The following is a 21,121-nucleotide window of genomic DNA, read 5'->3' on the forward strand; positions in this document are numbered from 1 at the left end:
GACTTATCAGATTCAGAGGATTCACCATGAGCAACGTCGATCACGCCGAAATCGCCAAGTTTGAAGCCCTGGCTCACCGCTGGTGGGACCGCGAGAGCGAATTCAAACCCCTGCACGATATCAACCCACTGCGGGTCAACTGGATTGACGAGCGCGTCAACCTGGCCGGCAAGAAGGTGCTGGACGTTGGTTGCGGCGGCGGCATCCTCAGCGAAGCCATGGCCCAGCGCGGCGCCACCGTCATGGGCATCGACATGGGTGAAGCGCCGCTGGCCGTGGCCCAGTTGCACCAGCTCGAATCCGGCGTGAGCGTGGAGTACCGCCAGATCACCGCCGAAGCCCTGGCCGAAGAAATGCCCGAGCAGTTCGACGTGGTCACCTGCCTGGAAATGCTCGAACACGTGCCAGACCCGTCCTCGGTGATCCGTGCGTGCTTCCGTATGGTCAAGCCCGGCGGCCAGGTGTTCTTCTCCACCATCAACCGCAACCCCAAGGCTTACCTGTTCGCGATCATCGGCGCCGAATACATCATGAAGCTGCTGCCGCGTGGCACCCATGATTTCAAGAAATTCATCCGCCCTTCCGAGCTGGGTGCGTGGAGCCGCCAGGCCGGGCTGACCGTCAAGGACATCATCGGCCTGACCTACAACCCGCTGACCAAGCACTACAAGCTGGCCAACGACGTTGACGTCAACTACATGATCCAGACCCTGCGCGAGGAGTAAGCCTGTGAAGTTGCGAGCGGTTCTCTTCGACATGGACGGTACCCTGCTGGATACCGCGCCGGACTTTATCGCCATCTGCCAAGCCATGCGCGCCGACCGAGGCCTGGAACCGATCAACCCGCAGCACATCCGCGATGAAATCTCCGGCGGTGCCCGGGCGATGGTTGCCGTGACCTTCTCGATGGATCCTGAATCCCAAGGTTTTGAAGAGCTGCGCCAGGAATTCCTGGAGCGCTACCTCAAGGACTGCGCGGTGCACAGCAAACTGTTCGACGGCATGGCCGAACTGCTGGAAGACATCGAGAAAGCCAAGCTGATCTGGGGCGTGGTCACCAACAAGCCGGTGCGCTTTGCCGAACCGATCATGCAGCGCCTGGGCCTGGCCGAACGCTCGGCCGTGCTGATCTGCCCGGACCATGTGAAAAACAGCAAGCCGGACCCGGAGCCGATGATCCTGGCGTGCAAAATGCTCGACCTGGACCCGGCCAGCGTGCTGTTCGTGGGCGATGACCTGCGCGACATCGAATCCGGCCGCGACGCGGGTACGCGCACGGCGGCGGTCACCTATGGCTATATCCACCCGGATGACAACCCCCGCCACTGGGGCGCGGATGTGGTGGTGGATCACCCGCTGGAATTGCGCAAGGTGCTGGATAACGCGCTGTGCAGTTGCTGATTGTTCGAAGATCTCAACAACGCTGAGATCAATGTGGGAGCTGGCTTGCCTGCGATAGCGGCCTGCCAGCCAGCACATCTGGCGGCAGTTAGTCCGCCATCGCAGGCAAGCCAGCTCCCACAGGAAATGGATTCCACTTCAAGTGGTGTATCACCTTGAATTTTGTCGAGGCTATTTATGTTTGATTACTCTGCACCGCCAGAACTGCTCAAAGGCCGGACCATCCTGGTAACCGGCGCCGGTCGCGGGATTGGCGCGGCAGCGGCGAAGACCTATGCCGCCCATGGCGCCACCGTGCTGTTGCTGGGCAAGACCGAAGCCAACCTGGCCCAGGTGTATGACGAGATCGAAGCCGCGGGCCACCCACAGCCGGTGGTAATCCCGTTCAACCTGGAGACCGCCCTGCCCCATCAATACGATGAGCTGGCAGCGATGATCGAAAAGGCATTCGGCCACCTCGACGGCCTGTTGCACAACGCCTCGATCATCGGCCCGCGCACGCCCATCGAGCAGTTGTCCGGCGAGAATTTCATGCGGGTGATGCACGTCAACGTCAACGCGATGTTCATGCTGACCAGCACTTTGCTGCCGCTGCTCAAACTGTCCCAGGACGCGTCGGTGGTGTTCACCTCCAGCAGTGTCGGGCGCAAGGGCCGTGCTTATTGGGGTGCCTATGGCGTGTCCAAGTTCGCCACCGAGGGGCTGATGCAAACCCTGGCCGATGAGCTGGAAGATGTGGCCGCAGTGCGCGCCAACAGCATCAACCCGGGCGGCACCCGCACCAGCATGCGCGCCCAGGCGTACCCAGGGGAAAACCCGATGGAAAGGCCGGCGCCGGAAGAGATCATGCCGGTGTACCTGTACCTGATGGGACCCGACAGTGCCGGCATCAATGGCCAGGCCTTCGATGCGCAATAAGCCCTGACACACCGCAAAACAAAGGTGGGAGCTGGCTTGCCTGCGATAGCGGTGGTGAATATTCCATCGCCATCGCAGGCAAGCCAGCTCCCACATTGCGTTGTGGTGTAGTTAAAAACTCAGTTTTTGACCACTTCCTCAAGGGTGAAGCGCCCCAACGGGTTCTGCAGGAAGTTGCTTATGTTCTTGCGTGAGATGTTGATGTACGGGCTGTAGTACAGGTCAATCCAGTTCACATCCTGCTTGGCCAGTTTCTGCAACTCCACATACATTTGCTCACGCTTGGCCGGGTCTGCCTCGATCCGCGCGGCCGCCACCAATGCCTTGACCTGGTCGTTCTTGTAGCGGGTCATGTAGTTCTGGTTGGTGTCGTGGCCCAGTACGAAGGTGGTTTTCTGGTCGGGGTCGAGGATGTCGTTGGTCCAGTACATCACCGAAATATCGTATTCACCGTCCACCAGCATCTGCCAGCTTTGGGTGGGGTCGACTTTCTGCAGGTTGGCGGTCACGCCGACCTTGGCTAGCTGGTCCTTGATGATCACCGCGATCTGCTCGTCGGCCTCGTTGCCGGCGTTGACCACGTAGTTGAGCTTCAAATCCTGGGCACCCGCAGCGGCCAGCAGCTTCTTGGCTTCGGCCGGGTCGTACGGGCGTTGCAGGTTGTTGGCGTAGTGGTACAGCGAGCCCTTTGGAATGTAGGAATAAGCCACGGTGCCTTGACCGTAAGTGACGGCTTTGACCAGCGATTGCTTGTCGATGGCCATGTCCAGGGCCTGGCGCACTTGCGGCTTGGCCAACAAGCCGTGCTCGTGGTTGATCAACAGGTGATCTTCACGGGTGGACGGGTCGGCGTGGATCACCACGTTCTGGTCTTTCTTCAGCTCTTCCACGCGGGAGAACGGTACAAAGATCGCCGTGTCGAGTTCGTTGTTCTGCACCATGCGCATGCGCGTGTTGTCATCGGTCACCGACACCCATTCCACGCCGTCCAGGCTCACGCTGCCGGCCTGCCAGAAATTCGGGTTTTTCTTCAGGATCACGCGGTCGCCCTTGCGCCACTCGTCCACGGTAAACGCGCCGGACGTCACCGGGTTTTCCGAGTAGGCGTCTTCGCCCATCTTGGTCATGGCTTTTTCCGACAGGATCGACACCGTCGGCGACGCCAGTTGCGAGAGGAAGGCCACAGCCGGGGTTTTCAGGGTGACCACCAGGGTCTTGGCATCGCTGGCCGTGGCGGTGTTGATCAGGCTGAACGGGTCGCTCCACAACGAGGCCTTGTTGTCGCGGATGCGCAGCAGGCTGAACGCGGCGTCGGCGGCAGTGATCGGCGAGCCGTCAGAGAACTTCGCCTCGCGCAGCTTGAAGGTGTAGGTCAGGCCATCCTTGGAAATGTCCCAGCTTTCGGCGAGGCCCGGTTCCATCTTGGTGCCCAGGTTATCCACGCGCACCAGGGTGTCGTAGACGTTGGCAAATACCCAGGTGTCGCGGTTTTGCGCGCTTTTGATCGGGTCGAAAGTGGTGCTGTCTTCACGGCAGCCGATGGTGAGCACACCGGCGGCATGGGCCAGGCCGGCGGTCAGCGACCAGGCCGTGAGGGTAGCGGCGGCGAGCAATTTCAAGTGGCGCGAGTGCATATCACAACTCCTTGTTAATGAATGGCAGAGGGTCAAAGCAAAGGGTCTTCAAGCACGCAACTGTACCGATGCTCGTGCTGGAAATGGGTGGGGGGCAATACCGAGGAACACATGGCTTGCGCATACCGGCAACGCGGGTGAAAGGCACAGCCTGTCGGCAGATTCAGCGGGCTCGGCGGTTCGCCGGGCAATGGCTGCGCAGGCAATGGCCGGTGCGGATCGATCTCCGGGATGGCCTGGATCAGCGCCGCCGTGTACGGGTGACGGGGCGCGGTGAACACCGCTTCCACCGGGCCCTCTTCGACGATCTTGCCCAGGTACATCACCGCCACGCGGTCGCATAGGCGCCTTACGATGGCCAGGTCATGGGCGATAAACAGGATCGCCAGGTTCATACGCTGTTGCAGTTCCAGCAGCAGGTTGATGATCTGGCCCTGGATAGACACATCCAGCGCGGCCACACATTCATCGGCAATGATCAGGCGCGGCTCCACTGCCAGCGCCCGGGCGATACCCACGCGCTGGCACTGACCACCACTGAGCGAGCCGGGCTTGCGTGAAGCCAGCTCAGGACGCAAGCCGACCAGTTCGAGCAACTCATTCACACGATCAGGAATCTGCTGCGCCGCCACCTTACGCTGCACACGCAGTACCTCGGCGATGGTTTCGCCAATGCTGTGCCGTGGATTGAGCGCGGCGTAGGGGTCCTGGAAAATCATCGCGGTCTCATGCCGCAGCCGGGCGATGTCGATGGCACTGCCATGGGCCATGTCGATACCGTCGAACAACACCTGCCCTGCGCTGATCGGGTTGAGGTGCAGAATGGCCCGGCCCAGGGTGCTCTTGCCACTGCCGGACTCGCCCACCAAACCCAGGGTTTCACCGGCGGCGAGGTTCAGCGACACCCCGTTCACCGCCCTCACCCACTGGCGGTTGAGGCCAAACAGGCCGCTGCCGGACGCGGCAAAGCGTACTTCCAGATCCTTGACCTGTAACAGGCTCATGGGCGCGCTCCCAACGGGTAGTGACAGGCCACGCGTGCGCCCTGGGGCAGCAACTCGGTGCACAAGGCGCCGGCCTGCGGGCAGCGCGGGTGGAAGCGGCAGCCGTCGGGCAGTGCGTCGAGTAACGGCGGCTGGCCAGCAATGGTGCGCAACAACGCATGCCCGCTGCTGTGGGCCGGCTGGCAGTCGATCAGGCCTGCGGTATACGGATGTTGCGGTTGGGCCAGCAGTTCGTATTTGCTGCCGTGCTCGCACAGGCGCCCGGCATACATCACGGCGATGGCATCGCAGGTTTGCGCCACCACGCCCAGGTCATGGGTGATCATGATGATCGACAGGCCACGCTGGTCGCGCAGGTCGAGCAACAGCCGCAGGATTTGCGCCTGCACCGTCACATCCAGGGCCGTGGTCGGTTCGTCGGCGATCAACACCTTCGGGTTGCAGCCCAGGGCCACGGCGATCATGGCGCGCTGGCGCATGCCACCGGAAAACTCATGGGGGTAGTTGTCGACCCGCGCCTGCGGGTCGGGAATCCCGACCTGACGCAATACCTCGATCGCCTGCAAGCGCGCGTCTTTTTTCGACGCGCCTTGGTGCAGGCGGATGCCCTCGGCGATCTGCTCACCGATGCGCATCAACGGGTCGAGGTGGCTGCTGGGGTTCTGGAAGACCATGCCCAACTGCCCGCCGCGCACGGCACGCATGCCGGCATCATCCAGTGCCAACAGGTCCTGGCCGGCCAACTGCACAGCGCCGCCCTGCACGCGCAGATTGGGCGATGGCAACAGACGCATCAGGCCGCGACAGGCCATGGTCTTGCCGGAACCGCTCTCGCCCACCAGGCCAAGGATTTCACCTTCGGCCAGGTCGAAGGACACCCGATCCACCAAGGTGACCTCACGCCCGGCGTTGTTGGCGATCACACTGAGGTCGCGCACCTGCAACAGGCTCATGAGCGCTCTCCCAATACCTGCGCAACACCATCGGCCAACAGGCTGAAGCCCATGGCCAAGGTCACGATGGCCAGGCCCGGAAAGGTGCAGATCCACCAGGCGGTGGTGATAAAGGCTTGCCCCTCGGCCACCATCGTCCCCCATTCGGCGGTCGGTGGTTGCACCCCCAGGCCCAGGTAACTGACGGCGGCGCCGTTGAGCAGCACCAGCACCGCGTCGGACATGGAAAACACAATGGAGCCAAACAGCGCATTAGGCAGCAAATGCCGGAACAGAATGCGCCCATGGCCAAAGCCCAGGCTCTTGGCGGCCAGGGCGAACTCGCTTTCCTTGAGCACCAGGATCTGCGAGCGAATCAGGCGCGCGTACGACACCCAGCCCACCAGCGCCATGGCGATATAAAAACTCTGCAAGCCCGGCCCGAGGATGGCCATGATCGCCAGCATCAGCACCAGGAACGGGAACGCCAGCACCACATCGATCACACGCATGCAGACACTGTCGAAACGCCCGCCGATATAACCCGAGACCGCACCGATAAAGGTGCCAATGATGAACGGGAAGATCACCCCGATAACCGCCAACTGCAGGTCGATGCGCGCACCCCAGATCACCCTCGACAGGATGTCCCTGCCGTAATTGTCCGTACCCAACGGATGGGCAAGGCTGGGGGCCAGCAAACTCATGCTGGTGTCCTGCGCGATAGGGTCATAGGGCGCGACCCACGGCGCAAACAGCGCCAGGGCCAACCACGCGAACAGGATCAACAAACCCCATGCGGCGGTCAGCCGGCCATTGCGAAAACCAAAGCGCAGGCGCAAGCGCCACGGGGCAATCAATGGGCGGCTGCTCATTGCATCTTTACCCGTGGGTCGAGGGCCACCGTCACCAGGTCGGCCAGGAAGTTGACCACCACCGTGGCACAGGCCAGCACCATCGCCACACCCTGCACCACCATGTAGTCACGGGTGAAAATGCCGCGCACCAGCAACTGGCCGATGCCTGGAATCGCGAACAGGCTTTCGATGACCACCGTGCCGCTGATCAGCCAACCGATGTTGACCGCCAGCAGGTTGACCGCCGGCACCAGAGCGTTGGGCAGTACATGCCGGCGAAACACCGCGCCTTCCGCCAGCCCGCGTGCACGTGCGGCGGTGACGTGATCCGCCTGCAACTCCATCAACATGCTCGCCCGCAGGTTGCGCACCAGCACCGCCGACAGCGCCAGGGCGATGGTCAGGCATGGCAAAAGCATGTGGTGCGCCTTATCCAGCCAAGTGCGCCCGTAACCGGACACCGGGAACAAGCCCCATTTCACGCTGAGCAGCAGGATCAGCATCAACCCCAGCCAGAACGCCGGCATGCCCAGGCCGACCGTGGTGAACACGCGGATCAGCTTGTCCGCCCAACGGCCTTGCTGGCGCGCCGCAATCGTTGCCAGTGGCACCGCTATCAACAAAGCGAGCACCACGCTGCCCAGCACCAGCACCAGCGTCGGCTCGATCCGGGTGACGATCAGTTTGAGGGCGTCGACCTTGTACAGCAGCGATTGGCCGAGGTCGCCCTTGAGCAGGTTTTTCAGGAAGTAAAAGTATTGCAGCCACAAGGGCTGGTCGAGGCCGAACTGGGCGCGGATCTTCAGCAGCGCATCCGGCGTGCTGCGCGAACCCAGCAAGGCACGCGCCGGGTCGCCAGGAATCGAGCGCACCAACACGAAGGTGATCAGGCTGATGCCCAGCAGCACCGGCAGCAATTGCAGGGGCCGGGACAACACAAAACGGTAGCGCGCCAGGTTCATGCGTCAGCCTCGGTGGCGAGCGAGAAAGTCCAGCAGCACCGGGAAGTACGCCTGTGGCTCCTCGTAAAAAGGCATATGACTGCTGTTGGGGAACACATGCAACTCGGCGTGGGGGGCTGCAAGTTTCATGCGCATCGCACAGGCGGGGGTGAGTTCATCATGCTGGCCGGTGGTGATCAGGATCGGCATCGTGAACTCGGCCATTTCCTTGAGGCGGTTCCAGTCCTTGAGGTTACCGATATAGAGGAACTCGTTGGGACCTTGCATGGTTTCGTACGGCCCCATGTTCCAGTCGCCCAGGGAGCGCTTGACCGGCTCTGGCCATTCGTCGAGCCGGCACACGTGGCGGTAGTTGAGCAAGGTGATGGCGGCCTGGTACTGCGGGTGGTCCAGGGTGCCCATGGCTTCGTGGCGTTGCATCATGGCCACGGTTTCGCTGCCCAGGGCGCCGCGCAGACGCTCCAGTTCCTGGGACAGGTGGGGAATGTCGCCGACGGTGTTTTCCAGGATCAGGCTTTTGAGCGCACCGGGATAATGCACGGCATATTCGATCCCCAGCCAACCGCCCCAGGAATGCCCGAGCAGATGCACGCGGCCCAGGCCCAGCGCCTGGCGCACGGTCTCGACTTCTTCGACATAACGGCGGATTTCCCACAGTGAGGCATCGGTCGGTCTGGCTGATGCGCCCGTGCCAAGCTGGTCGAATGCAACAACTCGCAGGTTATGTGCTTTGAGCCAGCCATGGGCGTCGCGCAGATAGTCACACGGCAGGCCCGGCCCGCCGTTGAGACACAGCAGCACCTCATCGCCTTCGCCAAAGCTGTAGACCACGAGGTTATGGCCGTCGACTTGCACGTTGTACTGCTGGTCGGGGGCAATTTCACGCCACATGCATACATTCCTTGTGTTGTATCGGCCTGGCGGGTAGCGGCCGTTTATCAGGTCAACACTACCGAGGATGCCGTGCGTCCATAACCTAGTATTTCTTATAGGTTTGGCCTGGCAGTCCTTCGCCGGGGCGTGGCATTCTACTTGCAGCAAGTCGAGATTCAAATGAATTCGGGAGCAGAACGGATGCTGGCCAAGCTGACCGCCTTCAATAATCGCCTCATACCGGGCAGGAGCCTGGATGAACAGATGGACAATACGTTTATCCTTGCCCAACAACTGGGCTTCGATGCCCTGGTGTATGACTACACCCCGGTGCCCATCGACCTCAACGGCGCACTGATCACGCCCTCGCTGTTGCAACTGCGCAACACACCGAGCGATTGGCACGCCTTATGGTGCAGCGAAGGGTTTTACCAGATCGACCCGGTGCAACACCTGGCGCTGAGCACAGTGTCGCCGTTTGTCTGGTCCTATGAGGCCAAGACTGAGACGGCCCTGCAAAGGATCATCGACCCCTGCCACGCCCCCGTTTCTTCTTATCTGCATGAGCGTCAGCTGACCTGCGGCGTCAGCGTGCCGATTCATCTGCCCCGGGGCGGCTTCGCCTCGCTGACCGGGTTGCGCACCGGCAAGGCGCGCACGGTATTGAAGGACGCCCAACATACGCTGGCCGATTTCAGCCTGATTACCCATGCCCTCCAGGAAGCGGCGTACCCGCTGTTCAGCAAGGAGGTGCGGGCTTATCCGCACATACGCCTGACCAAGCGCGAGCGCGAATGCCTGAAATGGGCGGCTGAAGGCCTGACCGCCGCCGAAATCGCCTCGCAATTGAGCCGCTCCCTGGCGGTGGTCACTCTGCACCTGGCCTCGGCCATGCACAAACTGGGCGCCAAGAACCGTGTTCAGGCCGTGGTTCGCGCCACCCACTACCGCTTGCTGGAAGGTTGAGCTTTCGGCAAAAACCTATCTGTTTTGCTAGTTACCTAAACTTTTTGTTCAGACTATCGTAACCCTGATCCTTTTTTTCAGAGCAGGGTACGAAATGGAATTCATCGAAAAAGTTCGCGAAGGCTACGCGCCCTTTGGCGCCTATCAGACCTGGTATCGCGTCACCGGCGACCTGACCACAGGCCGTACGCCCTTGGTGATCATCCATGGCGGCCCGGGCTGCACCCACGATTACGTCGACGCCTTCAAGGACGTCGCCGCCAGCGGCCACGCGGTCATCCACTACGACCAGTTGGGCAACGGCCGGTCCACGCACTTGCCGGAGAAAGACCCGTCGTTCTGGACCATCGGCCTGTTCCTCGACGAGTTGAACAACCTGCTGGACCACCTGCAAATCAGTGAGAACTACGCGATCCTCGGTCAATCCTGGGGCGGCATGCTTGGCAGCGAACACGCGATCTTGCAACCCAAGGGCCTGCGCGCGTTTATCCCTGCCAACTCCCCCACCTGCATGCGCACCTGGGTCAGCGAAGCCAACCGCCTGCGCAAGCTGTTGCCTGAAGGCGTGCATGAAACCCTGCTAAAGCACGAGCAGGCCGGCACCTACCAAGACCCGCAATACCTGGCGACCTCACGGATTTTCTATGACCAGCATGTGTGCCGGGTCAACCCGTGGCCCGAAGAAGTGGCACGCACCTTCGCCCAGGTGGATGCCGACCCGACGGTGTACCACGCCATGAGCGGCCCGACCGAATTCCACGTGATTGGCAGCTTGAAGGACTGGAATGTGATCGGCCGCCTGTCAGCCATCAAGGTGCCAACCCTGGTGATTTCCGGTCGACATGACGAAGCCACACCGTTGGTGGTCAAGCCATTCCTGGATGAGATATCGGACGTGCGCTGGGCACTGTTTGAAGACTCCAGTCACATGCCCCATGTGGAAGAGCGCCAGGCGTGCATGGGGACGGTGGTGAAGTTTCTGGATGAGGCGTGTTCGTTGCCGCACAAAGCCCTCAAGGCCGGCTGAAATCCGCCCTCTGTAGGAGCGAGCTTGCTCGCGAAAAACTATCAGACGCCGTGTTTATTCAGAAAGCACGCGTCATCGTTGACGTTTTTCGCGAGCAAGCTCGCTCCTACCTGTTTAAACCTCAGTGGTTTCGGGTTTTGCGGCTTTCTTTGAGGTATCTGCTACCAGGGGAATTTCCTTGCCCTCGGCATCAAACAACTTGCCACCCCGGTAGTAATCCCCATCGCGCAACGCAGCCACGTCGCGAAAGCACAAGCTGCGCTCAGTCCCCGCCACAAACACTGACTGCTGGTCCGAGTTGCCGGCGGTGAAGTGGTTGAACGCCAGGTTCAGCAATATCGCCATGATTGCCGACGAGCTGATGCCCGAGTGGAAGATGGTCGCGAACCAGCTTGGAAACTGATCGTAGAAGCTCGGCGCGGCGATGGGGATCATGCCGAAGCCGATAGACGTGGCAACGATGATCAGGTTCATGTTGTTGCGGTAATCCACCTTGGACAGCGTGCGAATCCCACTGGCCGCCACTGTGCCGAACAACACAATCCCGGCGCCGCCCAACACGGAGGTGGGCACGGCCGCGATCACTCGCCCCATGAACGGCAACAGGCCGAGCACCACCAGGAACACTCCGCCAGTGGCCACCACAAACCGACTCTTGACCCCTGTCACCGCCACCAGGCCGACGTTCTGGGCGAATGCGCTCTGGGTAAACGAACCGAAGATCGGCGCAAACATGCTCGACAACATGTCGGCACGCAGGCCGTTGCCCAGGCGCTTGGAGTCCACCTTGGTGTCGATGATCTCACCCACCGCCAGGATGTCCGCCGACGTTTCCACCAGCGTCACCATCACCACGATGCACATGGAAATGATCGCCGCCACATGGAAGGTGGGCATGCCGAAGTGAAAGGGTGTGGGGAAACCGAACATCGGCCCCTGCATGACGCCAGAGAAGTCCGCCATGCCGAGCAGCACCGCGATCACGGTGCCGATCACCATGGCCAGCAGGATCGACAAGCGAGAGATGGTTGCGCTGCCGATCTTGCTCAGCAGCAGCACCAGCACCAGGGTCAGCGCGGCCAGGCCGATGTTGGACATGCTGCCAAAATCTGCCGCCCGGCTGTTGCCACCCATGGCCCAGCGCGCCGCTACAGGCATCAGGGTCAGGCCGATGGTGGTAATCACAATGCCCGTCACCAGCGGCGGAAAAAACTTGGTGATCCTTGAGAACACCGGGGTAATCAACAAACCGATAAAGGACGCGGCCATCACCGCCCCGAGAATCGCTGGCACACCACCGGCACCGTCGCTGCCGACAATCGCCACCATGGTCGCCACACCCGCGAACGACACGCCCTGCACCAGCGGCAACTGACAGCCGAAGAACGGCAGGCCCAGGGTTTGCAAAAGCGTGGCCAGGCCACCGGCAAACAGCGATGCAGCGATCAGCAGACCGATATCCGCCGGCGACAACCCGGCTGCCTGGCCGACGATCAACGGCACGGCGACGATGCCGCCATACATGGTGAGCACATGCTGCAGGCCGTAAGCCATGTTGGCGGCGACGCCCAGATTTTCATCTTCGGGCCGCTGCGGTGACGCCTTCGGGATAGTCATGGTGAGGGGTTCTCTGTTTTTGTTGTGCGCTCACTGTATGCAATGTTCAGACTGTATGTCCATAGAGTTGTATACAATCAATCGAACAAGATACCCTCCAACGGCGTTACAAAAACAATCCGGCCGTCACGAGCCAGAACGCCAAAGGACAAAAATAATGAAAAAGGCACTACAGGGCGCCACCGTCGCATTGACCCTTCTCGGCGGCGGGGAGGCTGTTGCGGTGGAATGGATGAACAACAGCGTCGGGTTCCGCTACGGGCAGCACTTCACCAACCCGAACAACCCCGACGACTTCAGCAAGCGCATCTACAGTTTTACCCACGCCAGCGGCTACCGTTACGGCAGCAATTTCCTCAACCTCGACGTATTCCTGTCCGACAGCAGCGACCCGCGCAAAGGCACCGACCACGGTGGCAGCGAGGTGTACGCTGTGTACCGGCATCAGCTGTATGCCTCACGCGTGTTCGACTTGCCGCCGGGCACGGGGCTGATCAAGGATTACGCGCTGACCCTGGGCTTCGACGCCAACCGTAACAACAACTTCGCCTCCGCCAAGAAGCGCGCCCTGGTGATTGGCCCTACGTTGAAGTTCAACACTGTCGGCGTGCTGGACCTGAGCCTGATGTACTACAAGGAAAAGAACCACACCGGCATTCCCGGCGCGCAAGAGTCGAACCACACCTTCGACGCTACCTACATGCTCAACCTGAGCTGGATGCGACCGTTCGAGGTGGGCAACCATGCGGCGAAATTCCAGGGGTTTATCAATTACGTCGGGGAGAAAGGCGAGGACTACCATGGCCGCGATACGGCAGCGGAGGCCTTGATGCGTACAGCGCTGATGGTGGCGGTGCGACCAGGTAAAAGCGTGAAGCCGAACCTGTATCTGGGGGTGGGGTATGAGTACTGGCATAACAAGTTCGGGGTGGACGGCGGCCGTGGTAGCCGCACCTCAACACCGACGCTGAACATGGAAGTGACGTTCTGACTGAAGAAGCAGGCTTTTTGTAGGAGCGAGCTTGCTCGCGAAAAACTCACCGACGCCGCGTTCATTCAGAAAGCCCGCGTTATCGTTGACGTTTTTCGCGAGCAAGCTCGCTCCTACCAGTTTGATCGTATTGTCAGCTCAGGCGTTGGCCAGTTCGGAAGCGTTGCCCTTCGGCCGTGCCAGCCAATAGCCCAACACCGCCAGTGGCGCCGTCGCCAGCATCACAATCACCGTGATCAACAGCGGTTGCTCAATCATCGACGACACCAACAGGCTGGCCACGAAGCACAGGCCCAACTGCAGGGTGTTTTGCAGGGCCGCCGCCTTGCCGGAATTTTCCGCAAAGGGCATCAGCGCATTCGCCACCACAATCGGGTAGCTGGCGCCGTTGCACAGCGCCATCAGGCAGAACGGGATCAACAAGGTGGTCAGGGTCGGCACACTCAAGGTAGCCACCAAGTACAACGCCACCATACTCAAGCAATAGGCGACCAGCAACCACGGCAGCAGGGTTTTACCCGGCAGGCGCTGCAAGGCACTGCGGCAACTGTAGCCGCCAACGAGAAACGCCAGGGTCGGCAGCACGTAGCTGAGGCCAATGTCATTCGGGCTGTAACCCATGCCACCGAGGATGAACGGCGAGGCGGTCAGCCAAGCGAAGAAGCTGGCCGAACAGGCGGCGAAGATCATCACATTGCCGGTAAACACCCGAGAAGTGAGCAATTGCCCATACCCCAGGCGCACCGGGCTGCCCTTGTGCTCCGAACGCTTGGGCACATTGCGCAGGAACAAGGTCGGCAACAACAGCAACAACGACACCACCAGCAACACGCCGAAGATCGCCTGCCAGCCAAAGTGATTCAGCACCATGGCGCCCAACAGCGGTGCCAGGGCCGGCGATAGCGACATCAACGGCATGATGCTGGCGAAGACGCGGTGAGCCTTGTCGGCCGGGTAGCGATCAATCACCAAGGCCTGCCAACTGACGGCGGCGGCACACACGCCAATCGCCTGCATAAAGCGCAGGGCCAGCAGTTGCGGCGCGCTCTGAACCCAGAACATGCCCAGGCAACCGAGCACAAACAGGCTCAGGCCCGCGATCAGAATCGGCTTGCGCCCCAGGCGGTCCGAGAGCGGCCCCCACAGCAACTGCCCCAGCGCAAAGCCGGCAAGGAAAATACTCAAGCTGGCGCCCACCGCGCTAGCACCAATGTTCAACTGCTCGCCCATGGCGCCAAATGCCGGCAAGTACATGTCCATGGCGAGATAACCGAGCATGCTCAGCCCCGCCAGATACCAGGTAAAACCAAAAGAATTTTTCATCGAAGCCTTGTAGATACTGCCATCAAACTATTTGCTGACTGGCGCCCATTATGAGGCTGACAATATCTGTGTGAAGCGATAATAATTGGACACTCATATCAATAATTTTGAAGGCAGTACCTATGTGGTCGGAATATTCCCTGGATGTAGTCGACGCCGTCGCCCGTCACGGCAGCTTCAGCGCCGCCGCCCAGGAACTGCACCGCGTACCGTCGGCCATCAGCTACACCGTGCGTCAGCTCGAAGAATGGTTGGCCGTGCCGCTGTTTGTGCGCCGGCATCGCGACGTGGAACTGACCCCTGCCGGCCGCCTGTTTATCGACGAAGCCCGCGGCGTGATGAAAAAAATGCTCGGCACCCGACGCCTGTGCCAACAGGTGGCCAATGGTTGGAGCGGCCAATTGAAGGTGGCCGTGGACTCCATCGTCAAACCCCAGCGCTGCCGGCAATTGGTGCTCGACTTCTATCGACAGTTTCCCGAAGTGGAATTGCTGCTCGAATACGAGGTGTACAACGGCGTGTGGGATGCGTTGGCCGATGAACGCACCGACATCGTGATCGGCGCCACCAGCGCGGTGCCGGTGGCCAGCCACTTCAGCTTCCGCGACATGGGCCTGTTGAACTGGCTGTGCGTGGTCAGCGCCCGGCACCCGCTGGCTGCGGTGGAAGGTTTGCTCAGTGATGACCAACTGCGCCCCTTTGCCTCGTTGTGCATGACCGACACCTCCCGCAACCTGCCCAAGCGCGACACCTGGACCCTGGATAACCAGCGCCGCCTGGTGGTGCCCAACTGGGCGTCGGCCCTGGATTGCCTGCGCGATGGCCTGTGTGTAGGGATGGCGCCGGCCCATCAGGTGTTGCCATGGATCGAGCGCGGGGAGTTGGTGGCGCTGCAATTGAGCCGGCCATTTCCGGCCAGCCCGTCGTGTGTGGCGTGGGCGCAGAACAAACTGTCGCCGGCCATGGCGTGGTTGTTGGAGTACTTGGGCGATACGAAGACCATGAACCAGGAATGGCTGAATGGCCCCTCCCTCTGATCTGATCGTTCCCACGCTCTGCGTGGGAATGCTGCCCTGGACGCTCCGCGTCCGCTCTTAAGGCGTGACGCAGAGCGTCACAGGAGGCGTTACCACGCAGAGCGTGGGAACGAGCATCGCCCCCTTCCGCACTTTTTCAGTCCAGTAGGCGGGTGATGGCTCGCACGATCATCTCCACTTCCTTGCGCTCCAGCGTCAGCGGCGGCAACAGCCGAATGATCTTGCCCCGCGTGACGTTGATCAACAGCCCGTGCTCCTGCGCGGCCCGTTGGGCCAGGTCACGGTAAGGGCTGGCCAGTTCAATGCCGATCATCAAGCCCTTGCCACGAATCGCCCGCACCTGCGGATGGTCCTCCAACTCCATGCGTAAACGCGCCAGCAAGTGTTCGCCCTGGCGTGCGGCGTTTTCCAGCAAGCCTTGCTCCTGGATAATCTCCAGCACCGTACACCCGACGCGACACGCCAGCGGGTTGCCACCAAAGGTGCTGCCATGGCTGCCGGGGGTGAACAGCTCAGCGACGCCAGCGCGGGCCAGGCAGGCGCCGATGGGCACGCCATTTCCCAGGCCTTTGGCCAGGGTCATCACGTCCGGCACGATGCCTTCGTGCTGGAAGGCAAACCAGGTGCCGGTGCGCCCGATGCCGGTCTGGATTTCGTCGAGCATCATCAGCCAGCCGTGGCGCGTGCAGTGATCGCGCATGGCTTTCAGGTAGCCTGGTGGCGCCACCAACACACCACTTTCACCTTGGATTGGTTCAAGCAGTACCGCCGCGATGCGTGTACCGAACTGCGCGGTGACCGCCTCCAGAGCCGCCATGTCGCCAAACCCAATCTTGATGAAATCGCCGGGCAATCGCTGGAACCCCAGGCGCACCGAAGGCCCGTCGCTGGCAGCCATGGTGCCTAGCGTGCGGCCGTGGAAGGCGTTCTCCATCACGACCACCAACGGCTGTTCGATGCCTTTTTTCCAGCCATGCAAACGCGCCAACTTCAGCGCCGTCTCGTTGGCCTCGGCGCCGGAATTGTTGAAGAACGCGCGGTCCAGCCCGGACAGCTGGGCCAGGCGCCGGGCCAATTGTTGTTGCCAGTCGATGCTGTAGAGGTTGGAGGTGTGCAGCAGCAAGCCGGCCTGTTCGCTGATGGCGGCCACTAACCTTGGGTGGGAATGGCCAACATTGGTCACCGCCACGCCGGCCACGGCGTCCAGGTATTCGCGGCCCTGTTGGTCCCACAGGCGCGTGCCCAGGCCGCGGGTGAAGCTCAGGGCCAGGGGTTGATAAGTGCTCATCAGGCAGGCGGCGGTCATGGTGGCGGCTCCAGTGCATCGTTGGGGTGGATCAAGTATGGTTAACCACCCTCGCTGGATAAACGCAGAATTGCTGCAATAACTTTAAACCAGGGCTTGATAATGGATCTGTTCCAGGCAATGTCGGTGTACGTGAAAGTCGTCGAGACCGGCAGCATGACCGCCGCCGCGCAGGAATGCGGGATTTCGACCACCATGGTGGGCAACCATCTGCGAGCGCTGGAACAACGGCTTGGCGTCAGCTTGCTCAAACGCACCACGCGCAAACAAAACCTCACCGAATTTGGCGGGCAGTATTATCAGCGCTGCCTGGAAGTGCTGGGGCTGGTGGCCGACTCCGAGCTGCTGGCCGAGCAGGTCCACAGCGAAACCCCCAAAGGCAGCCTGCGCATCACCGCGCCCCCGGTGTTCGGCACCGAACGCCTGGTGCCGGCCTTGAGTGAGTTTTCCCAGCGCTACCCACTTATCGACCTGTACGTGGTGATGAGCAATGAGCGCATGGACCTGGTCGACAGCGGTTTTGACGTGGCGATCCGTCTCGGCGAACTGGAAAGCTCCAGCCTGATCGCCCGGCCTCTGCAGGCCTATACCCTCACCCTTTGCGCCTCCCCTGCCTACCTGGCGCGACGCGGCACACCGCAAACCCCGGATGACCTGCAGCAGCATGACTGCCTGGCATTCGCCTACCCCGCGAACGACAACTGGCGCGACACCGATAAACTCTGGCGCATGACCGGCGATGAAGGTGAAGTGGAGGTGCCGGTGTCTGGCTCATTGACCATCAACAGCTCCCAAGGCTTGCGCCAGGCCGCCATCAACGGCATGGGCATCAGCATGTTGGCCGATGCCCTGGTGCAACCGGACCTGGAGAGCGGCAAGCTGGTGGCCTTGCTGACCACCTATAAACTGCCCAGCCGCCCCATGCACCTGATGTATCGCCAAGACCGCTACCGCCTGCCCAAGCTGCGGGCGTTCGTCGACTTTGTAATGGAGAAATGGGCGCGCTAGAACGCCACGCCCAACTCACGCAAACGCGCAGCGGTGCGCTCGGCCGATACGTGATGAATGCCCTGCCAGCCCAACGCAATGGCAGCCTCGATGTTGCCGGCGACGTCGTCGACAAACACCACTTCACTGGCCTGGACATCCGGCAGGTGCGCACGCACCTGGGTGAGGCTGGCGTGGTAGATCGCCGGGTCAGGCTTGATCAACTTCACCTCGCCGGACACCAGAATGTCGCGAAAACGCGTCAGGAATGGATAGTTGGCCCGGGCGTAAGGGAAGGTTTCAGATGACCAGTTGGTGAGCCCGAACAGCGGCATCTCAACCTGATGCAACGCTTCGAGAATCGCCACGCCCTCGGGTAATTCAGCCCGCAGCATTTCGGGCCAGCGCTCGTAATAAGCCTGGATCAGGGTCGTGTGTTCGGGGTATTGGGCAACCAGGGTGCAGGTGGCTTCAGCCAGGGAGCGCCCGGCATCTTGCTCGGTGTTCCAGTCCTGGGTACAGATGGTGTCGAGGAACCACTGGCGCTCGACGTCGTCGGCAATCAGCTTGCGGTACAGGTGCTGCGGGCTCCAGTCGAACAGGACACCGCCGAAATCAAAAACTACTGCACGAATCGTCATCAGATCCTCCGTTAGCGTGGCTTGATAGCTGCTGGAGTCTGACAGATCTGAAAGAGGGAGGCGGCCGCCGAGATGTAAGAAGTGTCTGAAAAGACAGGTGGGAGGAGGCATGGCCTCATTGAGCGAACGCAATGCTCAAAACAACGAAGATCAAATGTGGGAGCTGGCTTGCCTGCGAAAGCGGTCGTACAGCCTCAGATGCTGCGACTGACACACCGCCTTCGCGGGCAAGCCCGCTCCCACAGGGGATTTGCGTTAACTGACTGGCATCAGGGCAAGCCAGTTTCCACCTTATTGACCGCGTTTTAAGCCTGGATCAGGCCGTTGATTTTGACGGTCGGGTTCACATCCGCGTCGTAATCCACGCCGTCGACTTCAAAGCCAAACAAGCGCAGGAATTCAGCCTTGTAACCGGCAAAATCGCTGATCTCGTTGACGTTGTCGTCGGTCACCTGGTTCCACAGTGCGGCCACGGCGTCCTGAACCTTCGGTTCCAGCTCGGCCAGGTCGGCACGCAGGCGGCCATCGGCGTCGAGTTTCGGCTCGCTGCCGTACAGGCTGTCCTTGAACAGGCCGTAGACCTGCTCGATGCAGCCTTCATGGGTGCCCTGCTCTTTCATCACCTTGAACAGCAGCGACAGGTACAGCGGCATGATCGGGATCGCCGAGCTGGCCTGGGTGACCACGGCCTTGAGCACCGACACACGGGCGTCGCCCTTGAGCGCAGCGAGGTTCTCGCGCAGGGTCAACACTTTCTTGTCCAGGTCTTTCTTGGCTTCGCCGATGGAGCCGTTCCAGTAGATGTCCTGGGTCAGCTTCTCACCGAGATAGGTGAACGCGGTGGTCTTGGCGCCTTCGGCCAATACATCGGCGTCACGCAGGGCGTCGATCCACAGCTGCCAGTCTTCGCCGCCCATGACCTTCACGGTACCGTCGATTTCTTCCTGGGTCGCAGGCTCAAGCGTGGTGTCGACCACCACGCCCTTGTCGGTGTTGATCCCGCGCAGGGTCACGGCCTTGCCGATTGGCTTGAGGGTGGAGTTGTGCACCACGCCTTGCGGGTCGGTACGGCGTGGCGCAGCCAGGCTATAGACCACCAGGTCGATCTTGCCCAGGTCTTTCTTGATGGTCTCGATGGTCAGGCGCTTGATCTCGTCGGAGAACGCGTCGCCGTTGATGCTCTTGGCGTACAGGCCCTTTTCCACGGCAAACTTCTCGAACGCTGCGCTGTTGTACCAGCCGGCGGAGCTCAGCTTGCCTTCTTCGCCTTCTTTCTCAAAAAACACGCCCAGGGTGTCGGCGCCACAGCCAAACGCAGCACTGATGCGCGCGGCCAGGCCGTAGCCGGTGGAGGCACCGAGGACCAGTACCTTTTTAGGGCCGCCCTCGATGACGCCGTTTTTGGTTACGTAGTCGATCTGCTCTTTGACGTTCGCTTCACAGCCAACAGGGTGAGCGGTCACACAGATAAAGCCACGAACCCGCGGTTTGATGATCATAAAAATTTCTGCCTCTTCCAAGGTGCCGAAGGCCAATAGTGGCCATTCAACTTCAATCGTACCGGTCTATGACGCCTGAAAAACCGAAGCGTCACGATAGTCGCAAATCTTCTGTTCTCAAAATTCAATCCACAAAACGTCGGAGCCTGCACGGCAACGGTTACAAATTGTGCAGCAGCTTCACAATTTCACCCTATTTAAAAACGCCTGCCGGCCCCATAAACCCCTATGATGACGAGATTGTTTCAATATGTTTCGGCTTTGGAGCCTCGTTTCATGAGCAAAAATGCTGTCGGCAAGAAGCTGGTGTCCCTGGCGTGGGTACTCGGCGTTCTGCTATTGATCTATTGTTTCCCGCGCAGTTGCCTGGTGTTTCTGCTGTTGGTGGTGTGCTGCGGCGTTTATGACTTCCTGCGTAACGGCCTGTACGACCGCGACACCATCAAGAAGTATTTTATCGGCAACGGCCGTAATACCTGGGTGCTGGCACCGTTCAACACCCTGCTCGACCTGCTCAGCAGCCGCAACCGGCATGTCTACACCATGAACGACCTGCCACCGGCTTGGCGCGAAGACCTGCAACAGGTGATCGACGACGCCATGGCCCGCAAGGATGAAATCATCAGCTACCTGGACGAGCGCATGGCCGAGAAGAAACGCGGCATGTTGTTCTTCCAGTGGTACGGTCGCCCGATCGAAACCACCCTGGATATCCCGCAGCTGCGCAAGAAACTGCCGTTCGTGAAAACCATCGGCGTCTCGGTGTTCAACGAGAACCGCTCGACCTCGTTCCACTTCGGCCCCCTGCGCATGATGTTCCGTGTGCTCTACAACATGGCGCCGGCACCGCACCATGAGGGCGTGTACATCCAGGTGGGCAAGCACAAGCACTACTGGCACGACGACCCGCTGTTTATCTTCGATGACACGCTGATGCACGCCTCCTTCAACAAAAACGACGCCAAACGCTACTGCCTGTTCATTGATATTGTGCGCCCGACCCTGCTGCCCTCGGTGCTCAACGCCGTGATCGCAGGGTTTGCCGGCCTGGTCTTTACCCTGCGTCGGGTTTTCTACAAAAACTGGAAGCTGATTCAGTAAGTTCTGCGGCATGATGGTGTTGGACGGCATTTGCGCTGGGCCTTG

General features: G+C 60.8%; 20 protein-coding genes. 9 read left to right on the top strand and 11 right to left on the bottom strand.

The window, feature by feature from the left end; all coding sequences use genetic code 11:
* Window positions 1-26: 26 nt before the first annotated feature.
* The 3 genes from ubiG (at window position 27) to FXO12_RS09425 (ending at window position 2,319) form a co-directional block, all read left to right on the top strand.
* The gene (ubiG, locus tag FXO12_RS09415; RefSeq protein ID WP_003189760.1) at window positions 27-725 is read left to right on the top strand and encodes a bifunctional 2-polyprenyl-6-hydroxyphenol methylase/3-demethylubiquinol 3-O-methyltransferase UbiG; all 699 of its coding nucleotides are present in this window, start codon (window positions 27-29) and stop codon (window positions 723-725) included.
* Window positions 726-729: 4 nt separating this feature from the next.
* A complete protein-coding gene (gene mupP / locus FXO12_RS09420) occupies window positions 730-1,401 on the top strand; it encodes an N-acetylmuramic acid 6-phosphate phosphatase MupP (protein ID WP_057975717.1) in 672 nt (223 codons plus the stop codon).
* A gap of 177 nt (window positions 1,402-1,578) precedes the next feature.
* Complete coding sequence (locus FXO12_RS09425) at window positions 1,579-2,319, top strand: YciK family oxidoreductase (protein WP_003189758.1); 741 nt, start codon at window positions 1,579-1,581, stop codon at window positions 2,317-2,319.
* A 119-nt stretch (window positions 2,320-2,438) separates the two neighbouring features.
* Here the strand turns inward: FXO12_RS09425 and FXO12_RS09430 are convergent, their stop codons facing one another.
* From FXO12_RS09430 to FXO12_RS09455, 6 genes are read right to left on the bottom strand one after another with little or no spacing between them, the layout of a single operon-like run.
* Window positions 2,439-3,953 carry an ABC transporter substrate-binding protein gene (locus FXO12_RS09430; RefSeq protein WP_054898619.1) on the bottom strand — a complete coding sequence of 505 codons (1,515 nt, stop codon included), beginning with the start codon at window positions 3,951-3,953 and terminating at the stop codon, window positions 2,439-2,441.
* A gap of 32 nt (window positions 3,954-3,985) precedes the next feature.
* Window positions 3,986-4,957 carry an ABC transporter ATP-binding protein gene (locus FXO12_RS09435; protein WP_057975716.1) on the bottom strand — a complete coding sequence of 324 codons (972 nt, stop codon included), beginning with the start codon at window positions 4,955-4,957 and terminating at the stop codon, window positions 3,986-3,988.
* Complete coding sequence (locus FXO12_RS09440; protein ID WP_057975715.1) at window positions 4,954-5,910, bottom strand: ABC transporter ATP-binding protein; 957 nt, start codon at window positions 5,908-5,910, stop codon at window positions 4,954-4,956. The genes FXO12_RS09435 and FXO12_RS09440 overlap by 4 nt, the downstream gene beginning before the upstream one ends.
* Entirely contained in the window at window positions 5,907-6,764 is an 858-nt protein-coding gene (locus FXO12_RS09445; RefSeq protein ID WP_054898622.1) for an ABC transporter permease, read from the bottom strand. The genes FXO12_RS09440 and FXO12_RS09445 overlap by 4 nt, the downstream gene beginning before the upstream one ends.
* Window positions 6,761-7,708: an ABC transporter permease gene (locus FXO12_RS09450; RefSeq protein ID WP_034126679.1), complete on the bottom strand. Its 948-nt coding sequence runs from the start codon at window positions 7,706-7,708 to the stop codon at window positions 6,761-6,763. The genes FXO12_RS09445 and FXO12_RS09450 overlap by 4 nt, the downstream gene beginning before the upstream one ends.
* A 3-nt stretch (window positions 7,709-7,711) precedes the next feature.
* Window positions 7,712-8,599 carry a proline iminopeptidase-family hydrolase gene (locus tag FXO12_RS09455; protein ID WP_034126678.1) on the bottom strand — a complete coding sequence of 296 codons (888 nt, stop codon included), beginning with the start codon at window positions 8,597-8,599 and terminating at the stop codon, window positions 7,712-7,714.
* Window positions 8,600-8,782: 183 nt separating this feature from the next.
* On the opposite strand from FXO12_RS09455, the gene FXO12_RS09460 reads away from it, so the two are divergent.
* Complete coding sequence (locus tag FXO12_RS09460) at window positions 8,783-9,547, top strand: LuxR family transcriptional regulator (RefSeq protein WP_057975714.1); 765 nt, start codon at window positions 8,783-8,785, stop codon at window positions 9,545-9,547.
* Between the two features lie 94 nt (window positions 9,548-9,641).
* Window positions 9,642-10,574 carry a proline iminopeptidase-family hydrolase gene (locus tag FXO12_RS09465; RefSeq protein WP_057975713.1) on the top strand — a complete coding sequence of 311 codons (933 nt, stop codon included), beginning with the start codon at window positions 9,642-9,644 and terminating at the stop codon, window positions 10,572-10,574.
* A 114-nt stretch (window positions 10,575-10,688) separates the two neighbouring features.
* On the opposite strand, the gene FXO12_RS09470 is transcribed toward FXO12_RS09465, so the two are convergent.
* Window positions 10,689-12,191 (bottom strand): nucleobase:cation symporter-2 family protein, encoded by a 1,503-nt coding sequence (locus tag FXO12_RS09470; protein WP_032892803.1) that lies wholly within the window; start codon window positions 12,189-12,191, stop codon window positions 10,689-10,691.
* A gap of 157 nt (window positions 12,192-12,348) precedes the next feature.
* Here FXO12_RS09470 and FXO12_RS09475 point away from each other — a divergent pair, with 157 nt between their 5' ends.
* Window positions 12,349-13,182 carry a hypothetical protein gene (locus FXO12_RS09475; protein ID WP_057975712.1) on the top strand — a complete coding sequence of 278 codons (834 nt, stop codon included), beginning with the start codon at window positions 12,349-12,351 and terminating at the stop codon, window positions 13,180-13,182.
* Between the two features lie 138 nt (window positions 13,183-13,320).
* Here FXO12_RS09475 and punC read toward each other — a convergent pair whose 3' ends face one another.
* Window positions 13,321-14,505 (bottom strand): purine nucleoside transporter PunC, encoded by a 1,185-nt coding sequence (punC, locus tag FXO12_RS09480; RefSeq protein WP_057975711.1) that lies wholly within the window; start codon window positions 14,503-14,505, stop codon window positions 13,321-13,323.
* 122 nt (window positions 14,506-14,627) lie between these two features.
* On the opposite strand from punC, the gene punR reads away from it, so the two are divergent.
* Window positions 14,628-15,542, top strand: a complete 915-nt coding sequence (punR, locus tag FXO12_RS09485; RefSeq protein WP_057975710.1) for a DNA-binding transcriptional activator PunR — start codon at window positions 14,628-14,630, stop codon at window positions 15,540-15,542.
* 136 nt (window positions 15,543-15,678) lie between these two features.
* Here the strand turns inward: punR and FXO12_RS09490 are convergent, their stop codons facing one another.
* Window positions 15,679-16,848 (bottom strand): aspartate aminotransferase family protein, encoded by a 1,170-nt coding sequence (locus FXO12_RS09490; protein WP_057975709.1) that lies wholly within the window; start codon window positions 16,846-16,848, stop codon window positions 15,679-15,681.
* Between the two features lie 102 nt (window positions 16,849-16,950).
* On the opposite strand from FXO12_RS09490, the gene FXO12_RS09495 reads away from it, so the two are divergent.
* Window positions 16,951-17,856, top strand: coding sequence for a LysR family transcriptional regulator (locus FXO12_RS09495; protein WP_054898628.1), 906 nt, complete (start codon window positions 16,951-16,953; stop codon window positions 17,854-17,856).
* Here the strand turns inward: FXO12_RS09495 and FXO12_RS09500 are convergent.
* Both FXO12_RS09500 and fabV read right to left on the bottom strand, forming a co-directional pair.
* The gene (locus tag FXO12_RS09500; RefSeq protein WP_057975708.1) at window positions 17,853-18,476 is read right to left on the bottom strand and encodes an HAD family phosphatase; all 624 of its coding nucleotides are present in this window, start codon (window positions 18,474-18,476) and stop codon (window positions 17,853-17,855) included. The two genes, FXO12_RS09495 and FXO12_RS09500, sit on opposite strands and share 4 nt — an antisense overlap.
* 305 nt (window positions 18,477-18,781) lie before the next feature.
* On the bottom strand, window positions 18,782-19,975 hold the full coding sequence (fabV, locus tag FXO12_RS09505) for an enoyl-ACP reductase FabV (protein ID WP_032902674.1): 1,194 nt from the start codon (window positions 19,973-19,975) through the stop codon (window positions 18,782-18,784).
* A gap of 276 nt (window positions 19,976-20,251) precedes the next feature.
* On the opposite strand from fabV, the gene FXO12_RS09510 reads away from it, so the two are divergent.
* Window positions 20,252-21,076: an aspartyl/asparaginyl beta-hydroxylase domain-containing protein gene (locus FXO12_RS09510; RefSeq protein WP_032900476.1), complete on the top strand. Its 825-nt coding sequence runs from the start codon at window positions 20,252-20,254 to the stop codon at window positions 21,074-21,076.
* Window positions 21,077-21,121: the final 45 nt, after the last annotated feature.

Source organism: Pseudomonas sp. J380, from assembly GCF_009827115.1.
Taxonomy (GTDB): domain Bacteria; phylum Pseudomonadota; class Gammaproteobacteria; order Pseudomonadales; family Pseudomonadaceae; genus Aquipseudomonas; species Aquipseudomonas paracarnis.

Bases quoted from the DNA above. Each gene is read 5' to 3' on its own strand.
- ubiG (WP_003189760.1), top strand. From the start codon at position 27: ATGAGCAACGTCGATCACGCCGAAATCGCCAAGTTTGAAGCCCTGGCT.
- FXO12_RS09425 (WP_003189758.1), top strand. From the start codon at position 1,579: ATGTTTGATTACTCTGCACCGCCAGAACTGCTCAAAGGCCGGACCATC.
- FXO12_RS09430 (WP_054898619.1), bottom strand. From the start codon at position 3,953: ATGCACTCGCGCCACTTGAAATTGCTCGCCGCCGCTACCCTCACGGCC.
- FXO12_RS09435 (WP_057975716.1), bottom strand. From the start codon at position 4,957: ATGAGCCTGTTACAGGTCAAGGATCTGGAAGTACGCTTTGCCGCGTCC.
- FXO12_RS09440 (WP_057975715.1), bottom strand. From the start codon at position 5,910: ATGAGCCTGTTGCAGGTGCGCGACCTCAGTGTGATCGCCAACAACGCC.
- FXO12_RS09445 (WP_054898622.1), bottom strand. From the start codon at position 6,764: ATGAGCAGCCGCCCATTGATTGCCCCGTGGCGCTTGCGCCTGCGCTTT.
- FXO12_RS09450 (WP_034126679.1), bottom strand. From the start codon at position 7,708: ATGAACCTGGCGCGCTACCGTTTTGTGTTGTCCCGGCCCCTGCAATTG.
- FXO12_RS09455 (WP_034126678.1), bottom strand. From the start codon at position 8,599: ATGTGGCGTGAAATTGCCCCCGACCAGCAGTACAACGTGCAAGTCGAC.
- FXO12_RS09460 (WP_057975714.1), top strand. From the start codon at position 8,783: ATGCTGGCCAAGCTGACCGCCTTCAATAATCGCCTCATACCGGGCAGG.
- FXO12_RS09465 (WP_057975713.1), top strand. From the start codon at position 9,642: ATGGAATTCATCGAAAAAGTTCGCGAAGGCTACGCGCCCTTTGGCGCC.
- FXO12_RS09470 (WP_032892803.1), bottom strand. From the start codon at position 12,191: ATGACTATCCCGAAGGCGTCACCGCAGCGGCCCGAAGATGAAAATCTG.
- FXO12_RS09475 (WP_057975712.1), top strand. From the start codon at position 12,349: ATGAAAAAGGCACTACAGGGCGCCACCGTCGCATTGACCCTTCTCGGC.
- punC (WP_057975711.1), bottom strand. From the start codon at position 14,505: ATGAAAAATTCTTTTGGTTTTACCTGGTATCTGGCGGGGCTGAGCATG.
- punR (WP_057975710.1), top strand. From the start codon at position 14,628: ATGTGGTCGGAATATTCCCTGGATGTAGTCGACGCCGTCGCCCGTCAC.
- FXO12_RS09490 (WP_057975709.1), bottom strand. From the start codon at position 16,848: ATGACCGCCGCCTGCCTGATGAGCACTTATCAACCCCTGGCCCTGAGC.
- FXO12_RS09495 (WP_054898628.1), top strand. From the start codon at position 16,951: ATGGATCTGTTCCAGGCAATGTCGGTGTACGTGAAAGTCGTCGAGACC.
- FXO12_RS09500 (WP_057975708.1), bottom strand. From the start codon at position 18,476: ATGACGATTCGTGCAGTAGTTTTTGATTTCGGCGGTGTCCTGTTCGAC.
- fabV (WP_032902674.1), bottom strand. From the start codon at position 19,975: ATGATCATCAAACCGCGGGTTCGTGGCTTTATCTGTGTGACCGCTCAC.
- FXO12_RS09510 (WP_032900476.1), top strand. From the start codon at position 20,252: ATGAGCAAAAATGCTGTCGGCAAGAAGCTGGTGTCCCTGGCGTGGGTA.